Here is a 20494-nt window from a genome sequence, read left to right on the forward strand (position 1 = left end):
TCAGCACCGGCCAGCGCAGCAGGGCGCCGAGTGCGGGCCGCGCCGCCCGCCCGGCCGTCAGCGGATCCGTCACGACCGCACCGCCGCCCGACGCTCCGGTGTCCACGGGAACAGTCGCCGTTCGCACCGCACCAGTACGCCGTTGATGACCAGACCGAGCACTCCCGCCCACACCACGCCGGCCAGCACGTCGCGGGCGCCGTCCGTGGCCAGCTGGGCCTGGGCGATGAAGATTCCGAGGCCCTCGCCGAACCCGGACAGCAGCTCCGTCGCCACGGCCAGGATGAGCGCCACGGCCGCCGAGATCCGGATCCCGGCGGCGATGAACGGCGCCGCCCCGACGAGCTCGACGCGCAGCAGCACCGCCGCCCGGCCGAACCCGAAGGCGCGCAGGGTGTCCTTGGCCAGCGGCTCGCTCTCCGCGATGCCGTACACCGTGTTGAACAGGATCGGCCACACCGCGGCGTACGTGATCAGCGCGACCTCGGTCTCGGTGCCGGAGCCGAGCAGCAGCGACACCAGCGGGATCAGCGCCACGGACGGCATCGGCCGCAGGAACTCCACGATCGCGCGCACCGCGGCGTCCACGACGGGCACGCTGCCGAGCAGCAGACCGACCGGCACGGCGATGGCGCAGGCGAGGGCGAGCCCCAGAGCCCAGGCACGCAACGTGGCGCCGACCGCGTCGAGGAACGCGGAGTCACCCCCCAGTTCGACGGCACGCGCCACCACTGCGGAGGCGGGCGGCAGGTAGGAGCGCCGCACGAGACCCGCTCGCGACACGGCCTCGCACGCCCCGAACGCCACCAGGACGCCGAGCAGGCCGAGCCCGGCGTCGCGGCGGCGGCGCCCGTTCACCCCAGCCCGTTCATGTGACGAGCAACGTCGAGGGATCGACGGACTTCTTCAACAGCCCCTGTTTGTGCATGAGTTCGATGAGGCGACGCAGTTCGGCGGGATCACTGGTGGCCGGGTACGCGGGCAGTCCCATCGACTCCGCCTGCGCCGCGGAGACCTTCGCGTACTTCGGCAGCAGCTTGCGGACGGCCGTCGGATCCTGCGTCGCGATCTTCGAGGCGGCCTCGATGGCGCGCCGGAACGCGGCGGCGGAGTCCGGGTGCTGCTTCGCGTACCGCGCGGTGGTGACGTAGCCGCTGATCGGCAGCGACGCGACGGGCGCCGCGCCGCCGTCGACGAGGACCCGGGCCTTCAGCTCGTCCTGGACCGCGCTGTCGAAGGGCTCCACGGCATGCACCGCGTCGACCTGCCCCTTCTCCAGAGCGGGGCCCATCTGAGGGAACGCGATCTGACGGTAGGCGGGGCGGCCCGCTCCCTGCTTGTCGAGAATCGCGTTGAGGGTGAGTGTCTGGATGTTGTTGAGGATGTTGACCGCGACCTTTTTGCCCTTGAGGTCGGCGGCGCTCTTGAGGGAGGAGTCCTTCGGCACCAGGACGTCCATCATGTGAGAGGTCAGCCTGACGCCCTCCGCGATGATGCGTACGTCGAGCGTCCCCTTCTCGTACGCCTGCAGGAAGGTCACGTAGTTGGCGCTCGCGATCACGTCGACCTGGCCCTTGGACAGGGCGGGCAGTGCCTGGATGCTCTGCTGGACGGGCTGGATGCGGACGTCGAGCCCCTCTTTTCTGAACAGGCCGCGGTCCTGGGCGATGTACAGCGCCGCCGAGTCCGTCAACGGCAGGGCCGCGACCGTGACCTGGTCGCCCTTCCCGTCGCCCGACCCGTTCGCGTCGCCGTCCCCGCAGCCCGCGACCAGCAGCGCGAGGGCCGCCGCGGTCGCGGCAGCCCTCGCCTTGGCGTTCCTCGTCTGACGTAACGTCATGACCCCCTGCCTACCAGGGACATGACATTGATCGCCACAAAGGGGCCGTTACGAACCGGACCGTTCGGCCAGGCGCCGGTGCAACTCCTTGATCGCGGGGACGAGTTCGTCGACGGGGCCCTCGACCGTGACCGAGGGGGCGACCTCTTGGACGGACAGGCTGCGCACGGGGGCCTGCGGGCGTCCCCATGCGTCGAGCCAGCCGGACAGCTGGGCGGACGAGGCGACGTAGACGATGCGGCCGAGGCCGACCCAGGCGTGCGCGGCCGAACACATCGGGCAGTGTTCCCCGGAGGTGTAGACGGTGGCGGCGGCGCGCTCCTCGGGCGAGAGGTTGGCGGCCGCCCAGCGGGCGAGTGCGAACTCGGGGTGGCGGGTGGCGTCGCCGTCCGCCACCCGGTTGCGGTCCTCGGCGCGGACGGTTCCGGCGCCGTCCACCAGCACGGAACCGAACGGCTCGTCCCCGGCGTCCAGCGCCTCGCCGGCCAGCTCGACGCACCGGCGCAGATGCTCCACTTCACGCGTGTCCATGGACGTCCTTCTCGTGCTCGGCAGTGATGTGGGTGCCATGGTCACACAGGGGCCGGGCGTACGAGATGCGTGAAATGTCGCGTCCGGGGGCATCGGGTCCACCGGCGTTGCCGCCGAAGCGGGCGAGATCGCCGCAGGTCAGACGTTTATGCAGGTCAGGTTGGGTGGCGTAACGTCGGCGAAACCCGAGGTCGGGTACGGTCGCCCCGTCTTGGAAGGAGGCGGAGCGTGAGCGAGGCCCGAGCGAGCAGCACCGACGAGGCGGGCGGCAGGCAGGTGCGTGCCCGGCGCGCCGCCGACGTCCTGCGCCAGCGGATCGTCGCCGGCGACTACGCGAGCGGAATGCTCCCGGACGAACGCGCGCTGGGCCGCAGCCTCGGCGCCACCCGCAACGTCGTCCGCGCGGCACTGGACCTGCTGCGCGACGAGGGCCTGGTGACCCGACGACGCGGCATCGGCACGCTTGTCATCACCCGCAAGGCCGGGCACGGACTCGGCCGCCTCACCGGTCTCGCCGAGGAACTGACGCCGTACGGGGCCGTGACCAACGAGGTGCGCGAGGCACGCCTGGTCGCGCAGGCACCGCCGGCCGTCGCCGAGCGGCTGCGGCTGCCCGACGCCTCCGCCGCCGTCTACGTCGAGCGGCTGCGCCACCTCGACGGCTCCCCGCTCTCGCTCGACTCGACCTGGCTCGCGCCCGACATCGGACGCCCGCTCCTCGACCTCGATCTGACGGGGCGTGACCTGTTCGCGCTCATCGAGGAGAGCGCCGGCGTCCGGCTCGGCGGCGCGGAGATCACCGTGCACGCGGTCACCGCCGAACCGGACACCGCGCACCTGCTCGGCATCCCGGACGGCTCGGCGCTCTTCGCCATCGACCGCCTCACGCGCCTCGCGGACGGCCGCCCGGTCGACGTCGAGTCCCTGCGGGTGCGCGGCGACAGATTCGCCCTGCACGCCGTGCTGGAAAGGGCCTGATGATGGACGTGACACACCTCGTCGTCCTCGCGGCGGCCGGACTGCTCGGCGGCATCGGCATCACGGCGCTCGGCCCCGGGGGAGTGCTGCCCACGATCGGCCTGTTCCTCTTCTCGGGCCTCACCCCCGCCGGGGTGGCCGGCACCGCCCTCGTCACGCACGTGGCCACGGGCCTGCTGGGCACGGCCGCCTACGCGCGCTCCGGGCACCTGCGCGCTCCGGGCACCCGGCGCTGTGCCGCGACACTGGCCGTCGTCGCGCTGGCCGGCACACCGCTCGGCGTCCTGCTCAACACCCGTGTCGCCGCAGGCGGGTTCGGCGTACTACTGGCCTGCGCGGTCGCCGCCGCCGGCATCCTCGTGTGGGTGCGCGACGCACGGACGAAGGGCGGGGACGAATCCGCCACCGACCGGGTGCCGACGACACGCGTGGCGGCGGTCGGCCTGGTGGTGTCCGTCGCGGCCGGCCTGTTCGGGCTCGGCGGCCCGATGCTGAGCGTGCCCCTCCTGGTCGTGTGCGGCATGCCGGTCCTCGCCGCGCTCGCCGCGGCCCAGGCACAGTCCGTCGTGATCGCGAGCGTCGGCACGGTGGCGTACGTGGCCCACGGCTCCGTCGACTGGACCCTGGCGGCCGTGGTCGGCGTACCCGAACTCGCCGGGGTGCTCATCGGCTGGCGGATCGCCCGCGCCCTGCCGGCGCAGCGGCTCAAGTACGCCCTGGTGGTGTGCCTGCTGGCGCTGGCCCCGTACCTGGCCTGGCACGCCTGACCCGCGCACCCTGCCCGCCACCGGCAGCGGCCACCTTCCGCTCCCTGCCCGGGTCGCCGCCACGACCCGGGGCAGCCAGGGATCCCTAGCCGGTGGCCGCCTCCCGCATCACGTCCGCCAGCTCTCCCCTCAGGCGCGAGAAGTCCGGCGTCGCCCGCAGCCCGGCGACGTCGGCGGCGCCCGCGTCCCGGTCGAGGCCGACCGGGATCTCCGCGACGATGCGTCCCGGCCCCGCCGCCATCACGAGGACCCGCGAGCCCAGGAGCACCGCCTCCTCCGCGGAGTGCGTGACGAACAGGACCGTCGTGCCCGTCGCGTCCGCCAGCGACCGCACCTCTTCCTGCAGCCGCTCCCGCGTCAGCGCGTCCAGCGCCGCGAACGGTTCGTCCATCAGCAGGACCTGGGGCTCGGTCGCGAGGGCGCGGGCGATGGCGACACGCTGCTGCTGGCCGCCGGACAGTTCCCAGGTGCGTCGCCCGGCCATCCCCGTGAGCCCCACGCGGGCCAGCAACGCCTCGGCCCTGGCCCGCAGTTGGTCCCGGGGTACTCCGTGCCGGGTGAGTGCGAAGGTGATGTTGCCGCCGACCGTGCGCCAGGGGAAGAGCCGCGGCTGCTGGAACACGACGCCGACGGAACGGCGTACGTCGACCACCCCGCGCGCGCTGCGCTCGAACCCGGCGACCAGCCGCAACAGCGTCGTCTTGCCGCAGCCGGACGGGCCCACCAGCACGACGAACTCGCCTGTCTCCACGCGCAGGGAGACGTCCTCCACGGCCGTGACGGGCGCCTTCTTGCCGCCGTAGCGCACGCAGACGCCGTCGAGGGTGATGTCGGCACCGGTCGTCGTGTCACTTCGCGGCACGGGCCAGCTCCTTCACGGCGAGGGCCTGGTCGAACACCGTCCGGCTCGGCACCGCGTCCACGGCCTTCTGCCCCTTCAGGAACACCGCGGCGTCCCGCAGATTGGCGGCGAGCCTGCCGGGCGCCCCGGGCGTGCCCAGGTAGTCCGGACCCTGCTGCTCCTTGATGTCGAGCAGCAGGAGCTGCTTCAGCTGGGCCCGGGCCTCGGCCGTGGGGATGCCCAGTTCGGCGCCGATGGACCGGGCGGCCGTGGCGGGGTCGGACTTGGCCTGGGTGACGGCCTTGTCCTCGGCCTTCAGCCATGCGGTGACGACGTCCGGGTGTTCCTTCGCGAAGTTGTTCGTGACGACACCCAGATCGGCGGTCGGCTTGCCCGCGTCGGCGATCTTCCGGCTCGTGGTCAGCAGGGTGCCGGACTTCTCCAACTCGCCGAGCGTGGGCGTCCACACGTACGCGGCGTCGATGTCGCCGCGCTGCCACGCGGCGAGCGCGTCCTGCGGCTGGAGGTCGACGAGCGTCACATCCGAGGGCTTCACGTGGGCGGCGTCGAGTGCGGCGAGCAGAGAGTAGTGGGACGTGGAGCCGAACGGCGTGGCGATCTTCTTGCCCTTCAGCTGCGCGACGGAGGTGATGCCCTTGCCCTTCTTGGCGACGAGGGCCTCGTTGTCGCCGATGACGTCGTGGACCCACAGGACCTTGTAGGGGATGTTCAACGGCGCGGACAGGCCCTTGGTGACCGGACTCGACCCGGCGAGGCCGAGGTCGACGGCGCCGGAGATGACCGCGGTGTTCACGTCGCCGCCCGAGTCGAACTTCACCCACTTCACCGCGGCGTCCGGCAGGGCCTTCTCCAGCAGGCGTTGATGCTTCACGACCAGGTCGGCGTTGGGTATCGCCTGGTAGGCGATGCGGACCTGGGTCTTTGCGCCGGCGGCGTCGGAGCCGCCCGTGCCGCAGGCAGTGGCGCCGGCGCCCAAGGTCAGGGCGAGAGAAGCGAGAAGGGTGCGGCGCAGGGGACGGGCAGGCATGGCGAGGCTCCAAGGGAGAGGGAGGCGAGAGGGAAGAGCAGGGATGGTGCAGGGCTCAGGCGCGGCCGCGCCAGGGCACGGCGATCCGTTCGACGGCCTTGAGCAGCGCGTCGAGCGCGATGCCCGAGACACCGATGGCGAGGATGCCGACGATCACCACGGGCGTCTGGTTGTAGCGCTGCGCGTCACGGATCATGCCTCCGATGCCGGGCACGCCGTTGATCGTCTCGGCGGCCACGACGGAGGTGTACGCGACGCCGACGGCGATCCGGATGCCGGTGAGGATCTCCGGGAGCGCGGCGGGCAGCCGCACCGACAGCAGCAGGGACAGCGGACCCGACCCCAACGCCCTTGCCGCCTCGACGAGTTCGCCGGGTACGTCACGCACGGCCGCGGCGGTGGCGGCGGCGATCGGCGGCAGCGCGGCGACGACGAGCAGCCAGATCTTCGGGGACTCGTCGATGCCGAACCAGATGACGAGCAGGGAGAGGTACGCGAGCGGGGGCAGCGTCCGCAAGAAGGTGACGGCGGGTTCGAGGACGACCGCGACGGGTTTCACGGCGCCGATGAGCAGGCCCAGGGGGACGCCGACGAGGGCGGCGTACCCGGTGCCGATGCCGATGCGGCGCAGGCTGACGGCGAGATGTTCGCCCAGCAGGTGGTTGCTGAAGCCGCGGACGCCGTCGTGCACCGTGTTGGCCTGGACGAAGGCGTGCCAGACGTCCGCCGGGGCAGGGACGAGGATGCGCGGCCACACCTCGGCGGCGACCACCGCCTGCCAGGCCGCGAGCAGGACGGCGAGGGCGATCGCCCGGAGTGCGAGCCAGCGCAGGGCCGCGTAACGGGGTCCCGGGCGGTCGGAGGCCGACGTCCGCCGGGCGTCCGCCGGCCGCGGCCGGTCGCCCAGCTCCTCGCGCTGCTTCAGGTCCACGGAGCTCATCGGCCGCTGCCGTCCACGAGCCGGCGCAGTCGCGGCGCCACTTCCTCGCCCACCCGGAAGGCCTCCTCCAGGTGCGGGTAGCCGGAGAGGATGAACTCGTCGATCCCCAACTGCCGGTACTCGTAGAGGCGTTCGGCCACCTCGTCGTGGTCGCCGACCAGGGCGGTGCCCGCGCCCTCACGGACCAGGCCGATGCCCGCCCACAGGTTCGGGGACACGGTCAGGCCGTCGGAGGATCCGGCGTGCAGGGCCGTCATGCGGGCCTGCCCCGTGGAGTCCATGCGGGCGAAGCGCTCCTGGCTCGCACGCACGGCCTCGGGGTCCATCCGGGACAGGATGCGGTCGGCCTCCGCCCACGCCTCGTCGGCGCTGTCGCGGCTGATGACGTGCAGACGCAGGCCGAAGCGCAGCGACGGGTTGCGTCCGCGCAGCCGGGCGACGCGTTCGGCGACGGCCGCGGGGGGCTCGCCCCACAGGAGTTGTACGTCGGCGCGGCGGACGGCGACGTCCTCGGCGGCCGCGGAGGCGCCGCCGAAGTACAGCGGCACCTTGTGCTCGACGGCCGGGTCGGTCAGCTGCGCCCCCTCGACCTGGACGTGCTCCCCCTGGAAGTCGCTGCGCTTGCCGTCGAGGAGGTCACGCAGGACGGCCATGACCTCGTCGGTGCGGCCGTAGCGCTGGTCGTGCGCCAACCGGTCGCCGTAGGCGCGCTGTTCGGCGGGGTCGCCGCCGGTGACGATGTTCAGGCGCAGTCTTCCGGCGGTGAACCGGCGGAAGGCGTCGGCCTGTTGGGCGAGCAGGGTGGGGCTCGCGAACCCGGCGCGGAAGGCGACCAGGAAGCCGATGCGTTCGGTGTGCTGGGAGAGCGCGGAGGTCAGGATCCACGGGTCGACGCAGCCGAGTCCCACGGGGGTGAGCAGGGAGGCGAACCCCACCTGTTCGGCGGCGCGCGCGACCTGGGACAGATAGCCGATGTCGGCCGGGCGCCGTGTCGCGGCACCGCTCCTGGCCTGCACGGACGTGACGCCACCGGGATCGCGGCCGTCACCTCCTGTGGGCAGGAACCAGTGCAGCAAAGGGGACTCTTCGGGCATGGGGGCACCTCAAGGCGGGTGGCAAGGCGGCATGGGTGGGACGGCGCGCCGCCCGGTGGACGGGGCGGGGCGCGTGCGAGCCGGTGAAGGCGCAGAGGTGTCGCTACGGAGCGAGCGGTGTGGAGTGCTTCAGCAACCAGCCGTACGACACAGGGAGTTGGCCCGACACAGCATCGTGGAGACACGCAGCAGATCCACGTGACGACGCGAGACGAGTACAGAGGCCATGGCGGCATCTTGTCCGCGTACACGTCACCGCCACAACCGAGGTCCGCATGGCGGACAGACTCGTCCCGGAATGTGGTACGTGCGGCGATGGGGTCGGTCCGGGACCGTGACACACGCCCGTAGCACCGCCGTCGAAAACCGCATGCATGGTTGATCGTTGGGCCGTCGGGACAGACACACCAGGTTCGCACCGCACCGAGACCGCCGGGCAGGCATCGCGTTCGCCCGGCCCACCGAGACTGGGGACAACGACCATGACCATCAGCCGCAGGGGACTGCTCGCCACCGGCGCCGCCTTCGGGCTGCTCACCGCATGCGGGTCCAACACGGGCCGCGGTGACGCAGACGGATCGGGCGGCGGACCGGAACTGTCGCAGTGGTACCACCAGTACGGCGAACAGGGCACCGAACAGGCCGTGAAGAAGTACGCCGCCGCCTACAAGAAGGCGCGGGTCGGCGTCCAGTGGCGGCCGGGCAATTACGACCAGCAGACGGCGGCCGCCCTGCTCACCAAGTCCGGACCCGACGTGTTCGAGGTCAACGGCCCGACCCTGGACCAGATCCAGGGCAAGCAGGTGGCCGACCTCACCGACCTGTTCGACGGCGTCAAGGACGACTTCAACCCGGCGGTGCTCGCCCCGAAGACGTACGACGGCAAGATCTGGGGCATCCCGCAGACCATCGACATGCAGATGCTCTTCTACCGCAAGAGCCTGCTCGACGACGCCGGAGTGCGGCCGCCCCGGACGCTCGACGAACTCGTCGACGCCGCGGCGAAGTTGACGGACAAGAAGGTCAAGGGCCTCTTCCTCGGCAACGACGCGGGCGCCGGTGTACTCGGCGGCACCCCGCTCTACGCTGCCGGCCTCTCCCTCGTCACGGACGACGGCAAGGTCGGCTTCGACGACCCGGCGGCCGCCCGCACGCTCGGCAAACTGCACCGGCTCTACGCGGACAAGTCCCTGCTGCTCGGAGCGCCCGCGGACTGGTCGGACCCCTCGGCGTTCACCCAGGGACTCACGGCCATGCAGTGGTCCGGCCTCTGGGCGCTGCCCGTGGTCCAAAAGGCCCTCGGCGACGACTTCGGAGTGCTGGCGTTCCCCGAGGACGGCGCACAGGGCGCCCCGTCCGTGCCGGTCGGCGCCTACTCCGCCGCGGTCTCCACCCGCAGCGCGCACCAGCAGGCCGGCAAGGACTTCCTGAAGTGGCTGTGGATCGACCGCACCGAGTACCAGGAGGACTTCGCGCTCGGATACGGCTTCCACATCCCGGCACGCATCTCGCTCGCGAAGAAGGCGGACAAGCTGAAGGACGGGGCGGCGGCGGACGCCGTCCGCTTCACGACCGAACACGGCTTCGCGCAGCCGCTGTTGTGGACCCCGGCCGCCCAGACCGCGTACCAGGACGCCCTCAACCGCATCATCAAGGACGGCGCGAACCCGGAGAGCGAACTGAAGGGAGTCGTACGGAAGGTGTCCGCGGAGCTGACCCGCGTGAAGTCCAAGTGAGCGGGCCCCGTGCGGCGGTGCCGGCGCGGGCGGTGCGCAACCGGACCCGATGGTTCTGGGTCTTCGTCGGCCCCTTCGTCCTCGGCCTCGGCCTGTTCACGTACGTCCCGCTCGGCTGGAGCGTCTGGCTGAGCTTCTTCGACGCCCACAACACCGTCACCCCCGACCGCTTCGTCGGCCTCGACAACTACACGGCGCTGCTGCGGGACGACGCGTTCCGCGACAGCCTGTGGACGTTCTGCCTCTTCACGCTCTTCATCGTGCCGACGACGTACGTCGCCTCGCTCGCCCTCGCGTTGATGGTGAACCGCCTGCGACGCGCGCAGGCGTTCTTCCGCTCGGTCTTCTTCCTCCCGGCGGCCTGCAGTTACGTCGTCGCCGCACTGATCTGGAAGATGTCGCTGTTCAACGGAGTGCGGTTCGGACTCGCCAACACCCTGCTGGGATACGCCGGTTCGGACTCGATCGCCTGGCTGTCGACGACGGACCCGCCCTGGTACTGGCTCGTCATCGTCACCGTACGACTGTGGCTCCAGGCCGGCTTCTACATGATCCTCTTCCTGGCGGGCCTGCAGCGGATCAGCCCGACCCTCTACGAGGCGGCGGCCGTCGACGGGGCCAGGCCCGGCTGGCAGGTGTTCCGGCACATCACCTTCCCCCAGCTGCGCGCCACCTCCGTGGCCGTCGCGCTGCTGCTCGTCATCAACGCCTTCCAGGCCTTCGACGAGTTCTACAACCTGCTCTCCGACTCCCGCGGCTACCCGCCCTACGCCCGCCCACCGCTCATCTACCTCTACTACACCGCCCTGGGCCAGGGGCAGAACCTCGGCCTCGGCAGCGCCGGAGCAGTGCTTCTCGCCCTGATCATCGCGGTGGTGACGGTCGGCCAGGCGCGGTGGTTCGGGCTCGGCAGAAAGGAAGCGGACTGATGCCGCCCATCCGAGAGGGCGACGCCCTCGTCCGCACCGGCCGAGCCCTGCGGCTCGTCCTCCTGATCGCTTTGGCACTCCTGTTCCTCGTCCCCTTCTACCTGCTCGTGCGCAACGGACTCGCCACCGAGCAGGACATCACCTCGCCCGACTGGACGTTCTTCCCGTCGAGCCTGCAGTGGGGAAATCTGCGCGAGCTGTTCGCGGACACGTCGGTCCCCTTCGCGCGCTCCCTGCTCAACTCGGCGCTGATCGCCGTCGCGACGACGCTGGGCACCCTGCTCCTGGCCTCGCTCGCCGGATACGGACTCGCCCGCATTCCGTACCGGCACGCGAACAAGGTCTTCTACGCCATCCTGGGCACGCTGATGGTTCCCGCGGCGGTGACGTTCGTCCCCACCTTCGTCCTCGTGTCGTCGCTGGGCTGGGTCTCCACCCTGCGGGGCCTGGTCGTCCCGACGCTGTTCTCCGCGTTCGCCTGCTTCATCTTCCGGCAGTACTTCCTCGGCTTCCCCGGCGAGCTGGAGGACGCGGCCCGGGTGGACGGCCTCGGATACTGGCGCACCTACTGGCTGGTGGTCGTGCCCAACGCGCGCCCCGTGTTCGCGGCGGTCGGCACGATCGTCTTCATCGGGGCCTGGAACTCGTTCCTGTGGCCCTTGGTCATCGGCCAGGACCGCAACGCCTGGACGGTGCAGGTGGCCCTGTCGTCGTTCACCACGTCCCAAGTGGTGCGCCTGCACGAGCTGTTCATCGCGGCCGCCGTCTCGATCGTGCCGCTGTTGGTGGTGTTCCTGCTGTTCCAGCGCTGGATCGTCGCGGGGGTGGAACGCTCGGGAATCGACTGACGGGGCGGCGGGAGAAAAGGAGTAGAGCGGTACGTGCGTGTGTCGCTAGCATGCTCCGCGCTGTCTGCCGCCCCGTGAAGGAGAGCCGTTGTACACCAAGTGAGTTTCCCCGAGCGCTGATCCGTCGCGCGACGCACCTGTGCGCCGCGCTCCTTTTCGCTGCGGTCCTCTCACTGGAATCGGTGTACCTCCATGTCTCTCCTCCGGGCGGTAGTGCCCACCTCCACCTCCCTCTCCCTCGCTCTTCGCCGCTGCCACGGTGGTGCCCTCGGCGTCCCGCCAGGCGAGCTGCGCCACGACGCGTTCGTACGCCGCCGCGCCGTGCTCACTCCGGCCCGAGCGGACCGGCCGGCCTGGCAGTCCCCGTACGGCCCGCCCCCACACCGCTCGCACCGCGGCCGCTGGGCCCCCGTCCCGGGACTGGCCTGGCCCCGGTCGGCGGTACGGCACGGGGACCAGTGCGGCCGGTGCGACACGTGACCGGCGCTGCCGCCCGGCTGTCCGCGGGGTGACGATCGCCCTCGGGGCGATCCCGCGGCGGAAGGTGGGGCCGGACATGTGATCCGGCCCCACCTGCCCGACGGGTGCGCGTCACGGCTTGGGGCCGTCCGGGTCCTCCCACGAGTCCTGACGCGGCTGCGGGGCCTGCGGGGGGTTCGGGCGCCGGGCCAGCCGGCGCCTGCTCGTCCACAGGAGCGTGAGCAAGCCGATCACGATCAGCACGCCGACGATCGTGAAGATCCAGCTGGCACTGCCTTCGATGGCCAAGGTGTTCATGACGTGCCTGTACCTCGCTTTGCCGTGGTCGAGTCCTGTCGACCGTGCAGACCACCCGGTTGTCGGCCGACCGGCGCCGATGCGTCCCGTCCGCCGCGGTGCGCACGCCCGGAGTGGAGAGAACGGCGACTCACTTGGGCAGGAGCTCGAACTGGCTCTCGCGCTCCTGGTCCCCGGACGCCGATCCGGAGTCCTGCAGGCTGAAGTCCTGGGCGAGCGTCGCGCGCACCGCGGAGACGTCGTGGGGCGCCCCCTGGACCGTCACCGAGACCTGCCCGTCGACGCCCTCGGAGGGCGGCGCGGAGTCCGTCGGGTCGGCGCTCGCGTCGAGTTGCGCCGTCCACACCGTGGCGTGCGTGTCGACGGCGGGCGCGTTCCCGGTGCCCGAGCGGTCGGGGAACCGTGCAGTGAGGTGGCTGAGGACGCGACGGGCGTCGTCCGCGCTGCAGTTGCTCAGCGTCACGGTGACGATGCCGCCGTCGGCGGTGGGGCTGTTCATGGGATTTCCTCCAGATGGTGCGGGGGTCAGAAGGCGTTGCGCAGGGCGGGCAGAAGCTCCTTCTGCGCCCAGGTGAGGAAGGCGTCCTGGTGGTCGCCGCCGATCTGCACCAGGGCGACCTCGGTGAAGCCCGCCTCGGCGAAGGGGCGTACGGCCTCGACGAACTCGGCGACGTCACTGCCGCACGGCACGGACCCGGCAACGTCCTCGGGCGACACCAGATCGGTGGCGCCGGCGAAGGAGACGGGGTGCGGCAGCTCGGCGTTGACCCGCCAGCCGCCGACGGACCAGCGGAACTGCTCGTGGGCGCGGCGTACGGCGGCGGGACGGTCGGGGTCGTAGCAGACGGGGAGCTGGCCGACGCGCGGCTTGCCGGCGCCGCCGGAGCGGTCGAAGGCATCGAGCAGCTCGCGCTTCGGCTCGGTGGCGACGACCAGATCGGCGAGGCGTCCCGCGAGCGCGCACGAGGTGGGCCCGGAGACCGCGATCCCGATCGGCACGAGGGTGTCGGGCAGGTCCCACAGCCGGGCCCGGTCGACGTCGAAGTGGCTCCCGTGGTGGGTGAGTTCCTTGCCCTCGAACAGCGCGCGGATGATGGCGACGGCTTCTTCCAGCTTTTCGAGGCGTACGGACGGGGACGGCCAACCCCAGCCCACCACATGCTCGTTGAGGTTCTCGCCGGACCCGAGCCCGAGCCGGAAACGGCCCTCGGAGAGCAGCTGCAGCGTGGCGGCCTTCTGGGCGACCACGACCGGGTGGTACCGGGTGGTCGGGCACGTCACGTAGGTCATCAGCGGAATGCGGGACGTCGCTTGGGCGGCGGCGCCGAGGACGGCCCACGCGTAGGGGGAGTGGCCCTGCTCCTCCAGCCAGGGAAAGTAGTGGTCGGAGGTGACGGAGAAGTCGAAGCCGGCTTCCTCGGCGGCCACCACGTGCCGGACGAGCTCTCGCGGTCCGGCCTGCTCCGTCATCATCGTGTAGCCGATGTCCATCGTCGGTGCCTCCAAGTCGGTTCCTCGGCACGAGTGGTGATGCCGAGCGCGCGGGGACGGTCGTCTCAGCCCGCCCACCGCCACTCCGCGATCTCCGGCAGGTCGGTGCCGTGCTCGCGGATCCAGCTGTGGTGGCGGTTGCGGGCGTCCGCCATGCGCTGGCGGACCGGGGCCGCGGAGACGCCGAGGCCGGGGACGCGGTCGATGACGTCCATGACGAGACGGAACCGGTCGAGGTCGTTGCGGACGACCATGTCGAAGGGGGTCGTCGTGGTGCCCGATTCCTTGTAGCCCCGCACGTGCATGTGGGCGTGGCCCGCCCGGCGGTAGGCGAGGCGGTGGATCAGCCACGGATAGCCGTGGTAGCCGAAGATGACCGGCTTGTCGCGGGTGAAGATCCCGTCGTACGCGGCGTCGGTGAGGCCGTGCGGGTGTTCCTCGGCGGGCAGCAGCGTGGTCATGTCGACGACGTTGACGACCCGCACGGCCAGCTCGGGCAGGTGGCGGCGCAGCAGCTGGGCCGCGGCCAGGATCTCCTGGGTGGGTACGTCGCCGGCGCAGGCCAGGACCACGTCGGGCTCTGCGCCGTGCTCGGTTCCGGCCCACTCCCACACGCCGGCGCCGCGCGCGCAGTGGGCACGGGCCTCCTCCAGGGAGAGCCAGTCGGGGCTGGGGTTCTTGCCGGCCACGATGACGTTGACGTGGTCGCGGCTGCGCAGTGCCCGGTCGGCCACGGCCAGCAGGGTGTTGGTGTCGGGCGGGAGGAACACCCGGACGATGTGCGGGCTCTTGTTGAGGACGTGGTCGACGAAACCGGGGTCCTGGTGGGAGAAGCCGTTGTGGTCCTGGCGCCAGACGTGCGACGTCAGCAGGTAGTTGAGGGAGGCGATGGGCGCGCGCCAGGGCAGCTCACGCGAGGTCTTGAGCCACTTGATGTGCTGGTTGACCATGGAGTCGACGATGTGGACGAACGCCTCGTAGCACGAGAACAGCCCGTGCCGGCCGGTGAGCAGATAGCCCTCCAGCCAGCCCTGGCACATGTGCTCGGACAGCACCTCCATGACCCGCCCGTGCGCGTCGAGGTTCTCGTCGACGGGCAGCCGGCGCTCCTGCCAGGCCTTGCCGGTGGCCGCGTAGACGGCCTGCAGCCGGTTGGAGGCCGTCTCGTCCGGGCCGACCAGGCGGAAGTTGCGCTCGCGGGCCGTGTCCGCCATGACCCGGGCGAGCAGGTCGCCGAGGACCTCGGTGGGGGCGTGCAGCGACGTGCCGGGCTTGTCGACGGGTACCGCGAAGGCGTCGAGGGACGGGAGCGGCAGGGCCCGCAGCCGCAGCCCACCGTTGGCGTAGGACGTCGAGCCCAGCCGCTTGGATCCCTCCGGCACGCAGGCCAGGACGTCGGGCGTGGGCCGGCCGTCGGCGTCGAACAGTTCCTCCGGCCGGTACGAGCGCAGCCAGCTCTCCAGCTGGGCGAGGTGCTCGGGGTTCTCACGGACGCCGGGCAGCGGGACCTGGTGGGCGCGCCAGGTGTTCTCGACGGGCAGCCCGTCGACCTCGGCGGGGCCGGTCCAACCCTTGGGCGTACGCAGCACGATCATGGGCCAGCGCACGGGCGTGGCGGCCTCGCCGGTCCTGGCCGCCCGCTGGTGGTCGGTGATCAGGTCGAGGGCCCGGTCGAGGGCGCCCGCCATGGCCTGGTGCACCTGCGCCGGCTCGTCGCCCTCGACGTAGAGCGGCAGATGGCCGTAGCCGCGCAGCAGGGCGTCGAGCTCGTCGTGCGGGATGCGGGACAGCACCGTCGGATTGGCGATCTTGTAGCCGTTGAGGTGCAGGATCGGCAGGACCGCGCCGTCGTGCACGGGGTCGAGGAACCGGCCGGAGTGCCAGGACGCGGCGAGCGGTCCCGTCTCCGCCTCGCCGTCCCCGACCACACAGGCGACGAGCAGGTTCGGATGGTCGAACGCCGCCCCGTAGGCGTGCGCCAGCGAGTACCCCAGCTCACCGCCCTCGTGGATGGACCCGGGGACCTCCGGCGCCACATGGCTGGGCACGCCGCCGGGGAAGGAGAACTGCCGGAACAGGCGGGCCATGCCCGCCTCGTCACGGGACACGTCCGGACACACCTCGCTGTAGCTGCCCTCCAGCCACGCGTTGGCCAGCACCGAGGGGCCGCCGTGGCCCGGGCCCCACACGCACAGCGCGTCCAGGTCCCGCCGCTTGATCACCCGGTTCAGATGCGTGTACACGAGGTTCAGGCCGGGCGAGGTCCCCCAGTGCCCGAGCAGGCGCGGCTTGATGTCCTCGGGGCGCAGCGGCTCGCGCAGCAGGGGGTCGGACATGAGGTAGATCTGCCCTGCGGCCAGGAAGTTCGCGGCGCGCCAGTGGGCGTCGAGCCCGCGCAGTTCGTCATCGGTGAGGGTGCGTGCGGCGGTGTCGTCGGACGGGGTCATCGATGCTCCAGAACGGGGTCGGTCGGGGGCGTCCTCAGGCGACTGCAGGCGCGTCGGACGGCGGGTGCCCGGACCCGTCGGGGGCCCGCCCGTCGCGTGTTCCCGCACAGGCCGAAGGCAGTCACCGGCCGGCACGTCTGCTTCCACCCTGACGCACCCGGACCTCCCTCGCAGGGTGGCGGGACGGCCGATCGTGTGACCAGCCTGGTAGGAAGCCCGCAGCGGCCCGCCGAACGGAAGGACCCCTCATGTCAGCCGATGCCGCGGAGACCGCGTCGCCGCGGCCCGTCGACGATCCCTCGGCCCTGATCGTCATCGACATGATCAATACGTACGACCATCCGGACGCGGAGCTGCTGCTGCCCTCGGCCCGCAAGGTCGTGCCGGTCGTCACCGACCTGCTGGGCGCGGCACGCGCCGCCCGTGTCCCGGTGGTTTACGTGAACGACAACTTCGGCCAGTGGCGCTCCCACCACGGCGAGCTCGTCGACGCGGCGCTGGCGGGCCCGCACGCGGATCTCGTGGAACCCGTGCGGCCGGACGCCGACGCGCTGTTCGTCGTGAAGGCGCGGCACTCGATCTTCTACGAGACGCCGCTGACCTATCTGCTGTGGGAGCTGGGGATCCGCCACGTGATCCTGTGCGGTCAGGTGACCGAGCAGTGCGTGCTGTACTCGGCCCTGGACGCCCACATCCGCCATCTGGACGTGACCGTGGCGGCCGACGCCGTGGCGCACATCCATCCTCGACTGGCCGACGCGGCACTGGAGATGATGCGCCGGAACATGGGCGCGCGGGTCGTGAACGGTCAGGACATCGCCTTCACCGAGCACGCCGGGCAGGTCGCGTGAGCCGCCTGCCCCGCACTCAGGCGCGGCACAGACAGAACGGGTGCCCCGCGGGGTCGGCATAGACGCGGAAGCCCCGCTGCCCGTCCTGGTCGTCGACGTCCAGCGGCGTGGCCCCGAGCGCGAGGGCCTGCGCCTCGGCTCCGGCCATGTCCGTGACGTCGAAGTCCAGGTGCAGTTGCTGGGAGTTGTCGTCGGCGCGGGGCCACTGCGGCGGCCGGTGGCCCGGGGCGCGCTGGAAGGCGATCCGGTGGCCGCCGGGCACGTACAGGTCGTACCAGTCCTCGTTGTACTGCTTGATCTCGCCGCCGAGCAGTCCGGCGTAGAAGGCGGCGAGGGCCGGGGGGTCGGGACAGTCCACAGCGACCAGGGAGTACTGGGCAACAGGCATGAGTGTGCTTTCCTTTCCAGCCGTCGGCTCCAGGTCTTGCGCCGATCCGGTTCCGACCGGGCGGGTGCCCTGGAGCAGGGGTTCGCATGCATGCTGCGCACACCCGGTGAAGGTGATTGCCGGCATGAGCTCTCCTCCTCATTTCACCCCGTTTTGCCGCATTGCGTGACTCTTGCGTGGCGAGTCCGTGCTGATGCCGCCGACGCCCGCGCGCGCCATGATGAAGCAGGTGGGGGCGTGAGCGCAGAGGGGCGCGGGTACCCGCCGGCACTGCAAGCGGCCCGACAGGAGGAGGTCGCCGTGAGCCAGAAGGACGAGCTGCGGACGTATCGCAGCAAGCGGCACTTCGACCGGACGAGCGAGCCGCGGGGCGAGCGTCCCGCGGCGGACGAGGCGCACACCGGCGGGGAGACGCGCACCGACGGCGACGAGCCCGCGTTCGTGGTCCAGATCCACGACGCGAGCACGATGCACTTCGACTTCCGGCTGGAGGTCGACGGCGTGCTCAAGTCCTGGGCGGTGCCCAAGGGACCCTCCACCGATCCGCGGGACAAACGGCTCGCCCTGCCCACGGAGGACCACCCCTTGGACTACCGGGACTTCGAGGGAGTGATCGCGCAGGGCGAGTACGGCGGCGGAACCGTCATCGTCTGGGACCGCGGCACGTACCGGCCCACCAGCCACGACAAGCGCAAGCGTCCGGTGCCGTTCGGCGAGGCCCTCGACAACGGACACGCCACCTTCGAACTGCACGGCGAGAAGCTGCGCGGGCAGTACGCGCTCACCCGGTTCCACGGCCGCGAGGAGAAGCACGGCAGTTCCGGCGCGAAGCCGACGTGGCTGCTCGTGCGGACCGGCACGGGAAACGGCGGCGGCACCCCCGACCCGCGACGCGCCCGCTCGGTACGCAGCGGCCGGACCCTGCGCCAGGTCGCCCAGGCACCCGACGCCGAGACCTGGGATCCGCACGACGAGGGAGGCCGGGCATGACCGGCTCGCCGGACAAGGATCACAAGGGCGACCGCGATCACCAGAAGAAGGTGATGCGGGCGCTGCTGAGCCGCCATGGGCAGACCTACGCCGCCGAGGCGGGCATCACGCTCAAGGACACGCCGCAGCCGCTGTACCGCACCCTGGTCCTCGCGAACCTGCTCAGTGCCCGGATCCGGGCCTCCGTCGCGGTGACGACGGCGCGGGCGCTGTACGACGCCGGGCTGCGCGATCCCCGTCGCATGGCCGACGCGACGTGGCAGCAGCGCGTCGACGCCCTGGGCACGGGCGGATACCGCCGCTACGACGAGCGCACCGCGACCCAACTCGGCGACGCGGCACAGCAGTTGCTCGACGACTGCGGCGGCGATCTGCGAAGGATGCGCGAACGGGCCGACGGCGACGCCGAGGAACTGCGCCGCCTGCTGCGCCGGACACCGGGCATCGGCCCCACCGGGGCGGACATCTTCCTGCGCGAGGTGCAGGACGTCTGGCCCGAGTACGCGCCCTTCCTCGACGCGAAGACGGTCCAGGGAGCAGAACGCCTGGGTCTGCCGAAGGACCCCGCCGCCCTCACCCGCCTCGCGGGCGACGCCCCGCGCTCCGCACTGGCGGCGGCCCTGGTGCGCGCGGCCCTGGACCGGCAGGTGGTGGAAGACTGCCTGGCCCGGGCCGCCTGACGCGGGCCGTACGAGAGCGAGATCCCCTACGAGAGTGGTGGTGCCGCAATGCCTCGGACCCAGCGCCTGCGCGTAGGCCGACACACGCTGACCCTGCACCGGCAGGACAAGACGCTGCTGCCCGTCGGCGACTCCGGCGCCGACGTCCTCACCAAGGGCGGTCTCGTCGACTACTACCGGCGGATCGCCCCGTTCATGCTCCCGCACCTGCGCGGCCGCCCGCTGATGCTGGAACGCCTCCCCGACGGCCTCGACGGGCCGCGCATCATGCAGAAGAACACGCCCTCCCATTTCCCCGACTGGATCCACCGGACCACGGTGGCGAAGGAAGGAGGAAGTGTTCTGCACACGGTGTGCGACGACACCGCGACCTTGGTGTTCCTGGCCGACCAGGCGGCCCTCACCCTGCACCGGTGGCAGTCGAGGGCGCCGCACGTCGACCGGCCCGATCGCCTGGTCTTCGATCTCGACCCGTCCACGGACGACGACTTCGAGGCGGTCCGCTCCGCCGCGCGTCTGGTCCGGGAGCTGCTGGACGACGTCGGACTCGCCAGCGGGGCCATGACGACCGGTTCCCGAGGGCTGCACGTCGTGGCGGTCCTCAGGGGCGCTCACACCTTCGACGACGTCCACGACTTCGCCAAGGAGGCCGCCGACACAATGGCCGGGGCCCACCCCGACCGTCTCACCACGGCCGTGCGAAAGGCGGACAGGGGCACGCGGCTGTACCTCGACGTCCAGCGCAACGCGTACGCCCAGACCAGCGTGGTCCCGTACACGGTGCGCGCCGTGCCGGGTGCGCCGGTCGCCACCCCGATCGCCTGGGAGGAGCTCGACGACTCCTCGCTCACGGCGCGGCGTTGGACCGTCGCCGACGCAGAGGAACATGCGCGGAGCGACCCGTGGGCCGGTCTGGCACAGCAGGGGCGGGCACTGGGGCCGGCCCGTCGCGCACTCCGCGAGCTGCGCGGCCGGTGACGACGGCGCCCCGCGGTGAGAGGACACGTGCCGTGACGCGGCCGCGGGTCCTACGCGGCCTCGGACGAGGGCGCCGAGCCGCCGAGGCGGTCGAGGAGGAACAGTCCCGCCAGGAGCGCCCCGCTCCCGGCGGGACAGATGCCGTACCGCCGGACCAGGACGTCCAGCTCCCGCAGCCGGCGGGCGCCCTCGCTGCTCCCGGCCCCGCCCGCCTCCAGGGTCGAGGCCGCGTCCCGCTGGATGAGGCGCAGCGCCAGCGGGCCGTGCTCGCGCAGCACCCGCGCGTCGTCCAGGGAGGCCATCAGATGAAGCAGGACGTCGAGCTGGGTGGCTTCCTCCG

The 20494-nt window shown here is 71.7% G+C and carries 22 protein-coding genes; 9 read left to right on the forward strand and 13 right to left on the reverse strand.

Annotated features, from left to right (window positions below):
* Window positions 1-69 precede the first annotated feature (69 nt).
* From G3I40_RS04200 to G3I40_RS04210, 3 genes are read right to left on the reverse strand one after another with little or no spacing between them, the layout of a single operon-like run.
* Window positions 70-858 (reverse strand): ABC transporter permease, encoded by a 789-nt coding sequence (locus tag G3I40_RS04200; RefSeq protein ID WP_164300791.1) that lies wholly within the window; start codon window positions 856-858, stop codon window positions 70-72.
* A gap of 10 nt (window positions 859-868) precedes the next feature.
* Complete coding sequence (locus G3I40_RS04205; protein WP_164300792.1) at window positions 869-1840, reverse strand: ABC transporter substrate-binding protein; 972 nt, start codon at window positions 1838-1840, stop codon at window positions 869-871.
* 48 nt (window positions 1841-1888) lie between these two features.
* Complete coding sequence (locus tag G3I40_RS04210) at window positions 1889-2371, reverse strand: nucleoside deaminase (protein ID WP_164300793.1); 483 nt, start codon at window positions 2369-2371, stop codon at window positions 1889-1891.
* Between the two features lie 228 nt (window positions 2372-2599).
* Between G3I40_RS04210 and G3I40_RS48105 the strand changes: the two genes are divergently transcribed.
* Together G3I40_RS48105 and G3I40_RS04220 are read left to right on the forward strand one after the other, a co-directional pair.
* The gene (locus tag G3I40_RS48105; RefSeq protein WP_164300794.1) at window positions 2600-3349 is read left to right on the forward strand and encodes a GntR family transcriptional regulator; all 750 of its coding nucleotides are present in this window, start codon (window positions 2600-2602) and stop codon (window positions 3347-3349) included.
* Entirely contained in the window at window positions 3349-4116 is a 768-nt protein-coding gene (locus G3I40_RS04220; RefSeq protein ID WP_164300795.1) for a sulfite exporter TauE/SafE family protein, read from the forward strand. Before G3I40_RS48105 ends, G3I40_RS04220 begins: the two co-directional genes overlap by 1 nt.
* Window positions 4117-4201: 85 nt before the next feature.
* On the opposite strand, the gene G3I40_RS04225 is transcribed toward G3I40_RS04220, so the two are convergent.
* Genes G3I40_RS04225 through G3I40_RS04240 form a run of 4 tightly spaced genes read right to left on the reverse strand, consistent with a single transcriptional unit; the run spans window position 4202 to window position 8039 of the window.
* Window positions 4202-4978, reverse strand: coding sequence for an ABC transporter ATP-binding protein (locus G3I40_RS04225; protein ID WP_164300796.1), 777 nt, complete (start codon window positions 4976-4978; stop codon window positions 4202-4204).
* Entirely contained in the window at window positions 4965-6005 is a 1041-nt protein-coding gene (locus G3I40_RS04230) for an ABC transporter substrate-binding protein (protein WP_164300797.1), read from the reverse strand. Before G3I40_RS04230 ends, G3I40_RS04225 begins: the two co-directional genes overlap by 14 nt.
* Window positions 6006-6060: 55 nt before the next feature.
* Window positions 6061-6945: an ABC transporter permease gene (locus G3I40_RS04235; RefSeq protein WP_164300798.1), complete on the reverse strand. Its 885-nt coding sequence runs from the start codon at window positions 6943-6945 to the stop codon at window positions 6061-6063.
* The gene (locus G3I40_RS04240; RefSeq protein WP_164300799.1) at window positions 6942-8039 is read right to left on the reverse strand and encodes an LLM class flavin-dependent oxidoreductase; all 1098 of its coding nucleotides are present in this window, start codon (window positions 8037-8039) and stop codon (window positions 6942-6944) included. Before G3I40_RS04240 ends, G3I40_RS04235 begins: the two co-directional genes overlap by 4 nt.
* Before the next feature lie 482 nt (window positions 8040-8521).
* Here G3I40_RS04240 and G3I40_RS04245 point away from each other — a divergent pair, with 482 nt between their 5' ends.
* From G3I40_RS04245 to G3I40_RS04255, 3 genes are read left to right on the forward strand one after another with little or no spacing between them, the layout of a single operon-like run.
* On the forward strand, window positions 8522-9775 hold the full coding sequence (locus G3I40_RS04245; protein ID WP_203643414.1) for a sugar ABC transporter substrate-binding protein: 1254 nt from the start codon (window positions 8522-8524) through the stop codon (window positions 9773-9775).
* Entirely contained in the window at window positions 9772-10704 is a 933-nt protein-coding gene (locus G3I40_RS04250; protein WP_343244821.1) for a sugar ABC transporter permease, read from the forward strand. The genes G3I40_RS04245 and G3I40_RS04250 overlap by 4 nt, the downstream gene beginning before the upstream one ends.
* Window positions 10704-11552 (forward strand): carbohydrate ABC transporter permease, encoded by an 849-nt coding sequence (locus G3I40_RS04255; RefSeq protein WP_164300800.1) that lies wholly within the window; start codon window positions 10704-10706, stop codon window positions 11550-11552. The genes G3I40_RS04250 and G3I40_RS04255 overlap by 1 nt, the downstream gene beginning before the upstream one ends.
* Before the next feature lie 591 nt (window positions 11553-12143).
* Here G3I40_RS04255 and G3I40_RS04260 read toward each other — a convergent pair.
* The 4 genes from G3I40_RS04260 to G3I40_RS04275 form a co-directional block, all read right to left on the reverse strand.
* On the reverse strand, window positions 12144-12329 hold the full coding sequence (locus tag G3I40_RS04260) for a DUF6479 family protein (protein WP_164300801.1): 186 nt from the start codon (window positions 12327-12329) through the stop codon (window positions 12144-12146).
* 130 nt (window positions 12330-12459) lie between these two features.
* Window positions 12460-12828 carry a hypothetical protein gene (locus G3I40_RS04265; protein ID WP_164300802.1) on the reverse strand — a complete coding sequence of 123 codons (369 nt, stop codon included), beginning with the start codon at window positions 12826-12828 and terminating at the stop codon, window positions 12460-12462.
* A 26-nt stretch (window positions 12829-12854) separates the two neighbouring features.
* Window positions 12855-13820 (reverse strand): LLM class F420-dependent oxidoreductase, encoded by a 966-nt coding sequence (locus G3I40_RS04270; protein WP_164300811.1) that lies wholly within the window; start codon window positions 13818-13820, stop codon window positions 12855-12857.
* Between the two features lie 65 nt (window positions 13821-13885).
* Window positions 13886-16267, reverse strand: a complete 2382-nt coding sequence (locus G3I40_RS04275) for a phosphoketolase family protein (protein WP_164300803.1) — start codon at window positions 16265-16267, stop codon at window positions 13886-13888.
* A gap of 248 nt (window positions 16268-16515) precedes the next feature.
* Here G3I40_RS04275 and G3I40_RS04280 point away from each other — a divergent pair, with 248 nt between their 5' ends.
* Window positions 16516-17118, forward strand: a complete 603-nt coding sequence (locus tag G3I40_RS04280; RefSeq protein ID WP_164300804.1) for an isochorismatase family cysteine hydrolase — start codon at window positions 16516-16518, stop codon at window positions 17116-17118.
* Window positions 17119-17134: 16 nt separating this feature from the next.
* Here the strand turns inward: G3I40_RS04280 and G3I40_RS04285 are convergent, their stop codons facing one another.
* The gene (locus tag G3I40_RS04285; protein WP_164300805.1) at window positions 17135-17506 is read right to left on the reverse strand and encodes a VOC family protein; all 372 of its coding nucleotides are present in this window, start codon (window positions 17504-17506) and stop codon (window positions 17135-17137) included.
* A gap of 300 nt (window positions 17507-17806) precedes the next feature.
* On the opposite strand from G3I40_RS04285, the gene G3I40_RS04290 reads away from it, so the two are divergent.
* Genes G3I40_RS04290 through ligD form a run of 3 tightly spaced genes read left to right on the forward strand, consistent with a single transcriptional unit; the run spans window position 17807 to window position 20154 of the window.
* On the forward strand, window positions 17807-18496 hold the full coding sequence (locus tag G3I40_RS04290) for a DNA polymerase ligase N-terminal domain-containing protein (RefSeq protein ID WP_164300806.1): 690 nt from the start codon (window positions 17807-17809) through the stop codon (window positions 18494-18496).
* Window positions 18493-19176, forward strand: coding sequence for an endonuclease (locus G3I40_RS04295; protein ID WP_164300807.1), 684 nt, complete (start codon window positions 18493-18495; stop codon window positions 19174-19176). Before G3I40_RS04290 ends, G3I40_RS04295 begins: the two co-directional genes overlap by 4 nt.
* 48 nt (window positions 19177-19224) lie before the next feature.
* Complete coding sequence (ligD, locus tag G3I40_RS04300; protein ID WP_164300808.1) at window positions 19225-20154, forward strand: non-homologous end-joining DNA ligase; 930 nt, start codon at window positions 19225-19227, stop codon at window positions 20152-20154.
* Between the two features lie 50 nt (window positions 20155-20204).
* Here ligD and G3I40_RS04305 read toward each other — a convergent pair.
* Window positions 20205-20494, reverse strand: a 290-nt coding sequence (locus tag G3I40_RS04305; RefSeq protein ID WP_203643417.1) for a triphosphoribosyl-dephospho-CoA synthase, incomplete at its 5' end; no start/stop codon positions are given.

Source organism: Streptomyces sp. SID14478, from assembly GCF_010548525.1.
GTDB lineage: Bacteria > Actinomycetota > Actinomycetes > Streptomycetales > Streptomycetaceae > Streptomyces.

Excerpts from the sequence above, each read along its gene's own strand:
- G3I40_RS04205 (WP_164300792.1), bottom strand. The coding sequence starts at position 1,840 with ATGACGTTACGTCAGACGAGGAACGCCAAGGCGAGGGCTGCCGCGACC.
- G3I40_RS04210 (WP_164300793.1), bottom strand. The coding sequence starts at position 2,371 with ATGGACACGCGTGAAGTGGAGCATCTGCGCCGGTGCGTCGAGCTGGCC.
- G3I40_RS04220 (WP_164300795.1), top strand. The coding sequence starts at position 3,349 with ATGATGGACGTGACACACCTCGTCGTCCTCGCGGCGGCCGGACTGCTC.
- G3I40_RS04230 (WP_164300797.1), bottom strand. The coding sequence starts at position 6,005 with ATGCCTGCCCGTCCCCTGCGCCGCACCCTTCTCGCTTCTCTCGCCCTG.
- G3I40_RS04235 (WP_164300798.1), bottom strand. The coding sequence starts at position 6,945 with ATGAGCTCCGTGGACCTGAAGCAGCGCGAGGAGCTGGGCGACCGGCCG.
- G3I40_RS04240 (WP_164300799.1), bottom strand. The coding sequence starts at position 8,039 with ATGCCCGAAGAGTCCCCTTTGCTGCACTGGTTCCTGCCCACAGGAGGT.
- G3I40_RS04245 (WP_203643414.1), top strand. The coding sequence starts at position 8,522 with ATGACCATCAGCCGCAGGGGACTGCTCGCCACCGGCGCCGCCTTCGGG.
- G3I40_RS04255 (WP_164300800.1), top strand. The coding sequence starts at position 10,704 with ATGCCGCCCATCCGAGAGGGCGACGCCCTCGTCCGCACCGGCCGAGCC.
- G3I40_RS04260 (WP_164300801.1), bottom strand. The coding sequence starts at position 12,329 with ATGAACACCTTGGCCATCGAAGGCAGTGCCAGCTGGATCTTCACGATC.
- G3I40_RS04265 (WP_164300802.1), bottom strand. The coding sequence starts at position 12,828 with ATGAACAGCCCCACCGCCGACGGCGGCATCGTCACCGTGACGCTGAGC.
- G3I40_RS04270 (WP_164300811.1), bottom strand. The coding sequence starts at position 13,820 with ATGGACATCGGCTACACGATGATGACGGAGCAGGCCGGACCGCGAGAG.
- G3I40_RS04275 (WP_164300803.1), bottom strand. The coding sequence starts at position 16,267 with ATGACCCCGTCCGACGACACCGCCGCACGCACCCTCACCGATGACGAA.
- G3I40_RS04280 (WP_164300804.1), top strand. The coding sequence starts at position 16,516 with ATGTCAGCCGATGCCGCGGAGACCGCGTCGCCGCGGCCCGTCGACGAT.
- G3I40_RS04285 (WP_164300805.1), bottom strand. The coding sequence starts at position 17,506 with ATGCCTGTTGCCCAGTACTCCCTGGTCGCTGTGGACTGTCCCGACCCC.
- G3I40_RS04295 (WP_164300807.1), top strand. The coding sequence starts at position 18,493 with ATGACCGGCTCGCCGGACAAGGATCACAAGGGCGACCGCGATCACCAG.
- ligD (WP_164300808.1), top strand. The coding sequence starts at position 19,225 with ATGCCTCGGACCCAGCGCCTGCGCGTAGGCCGACACACGCTGACCCTG.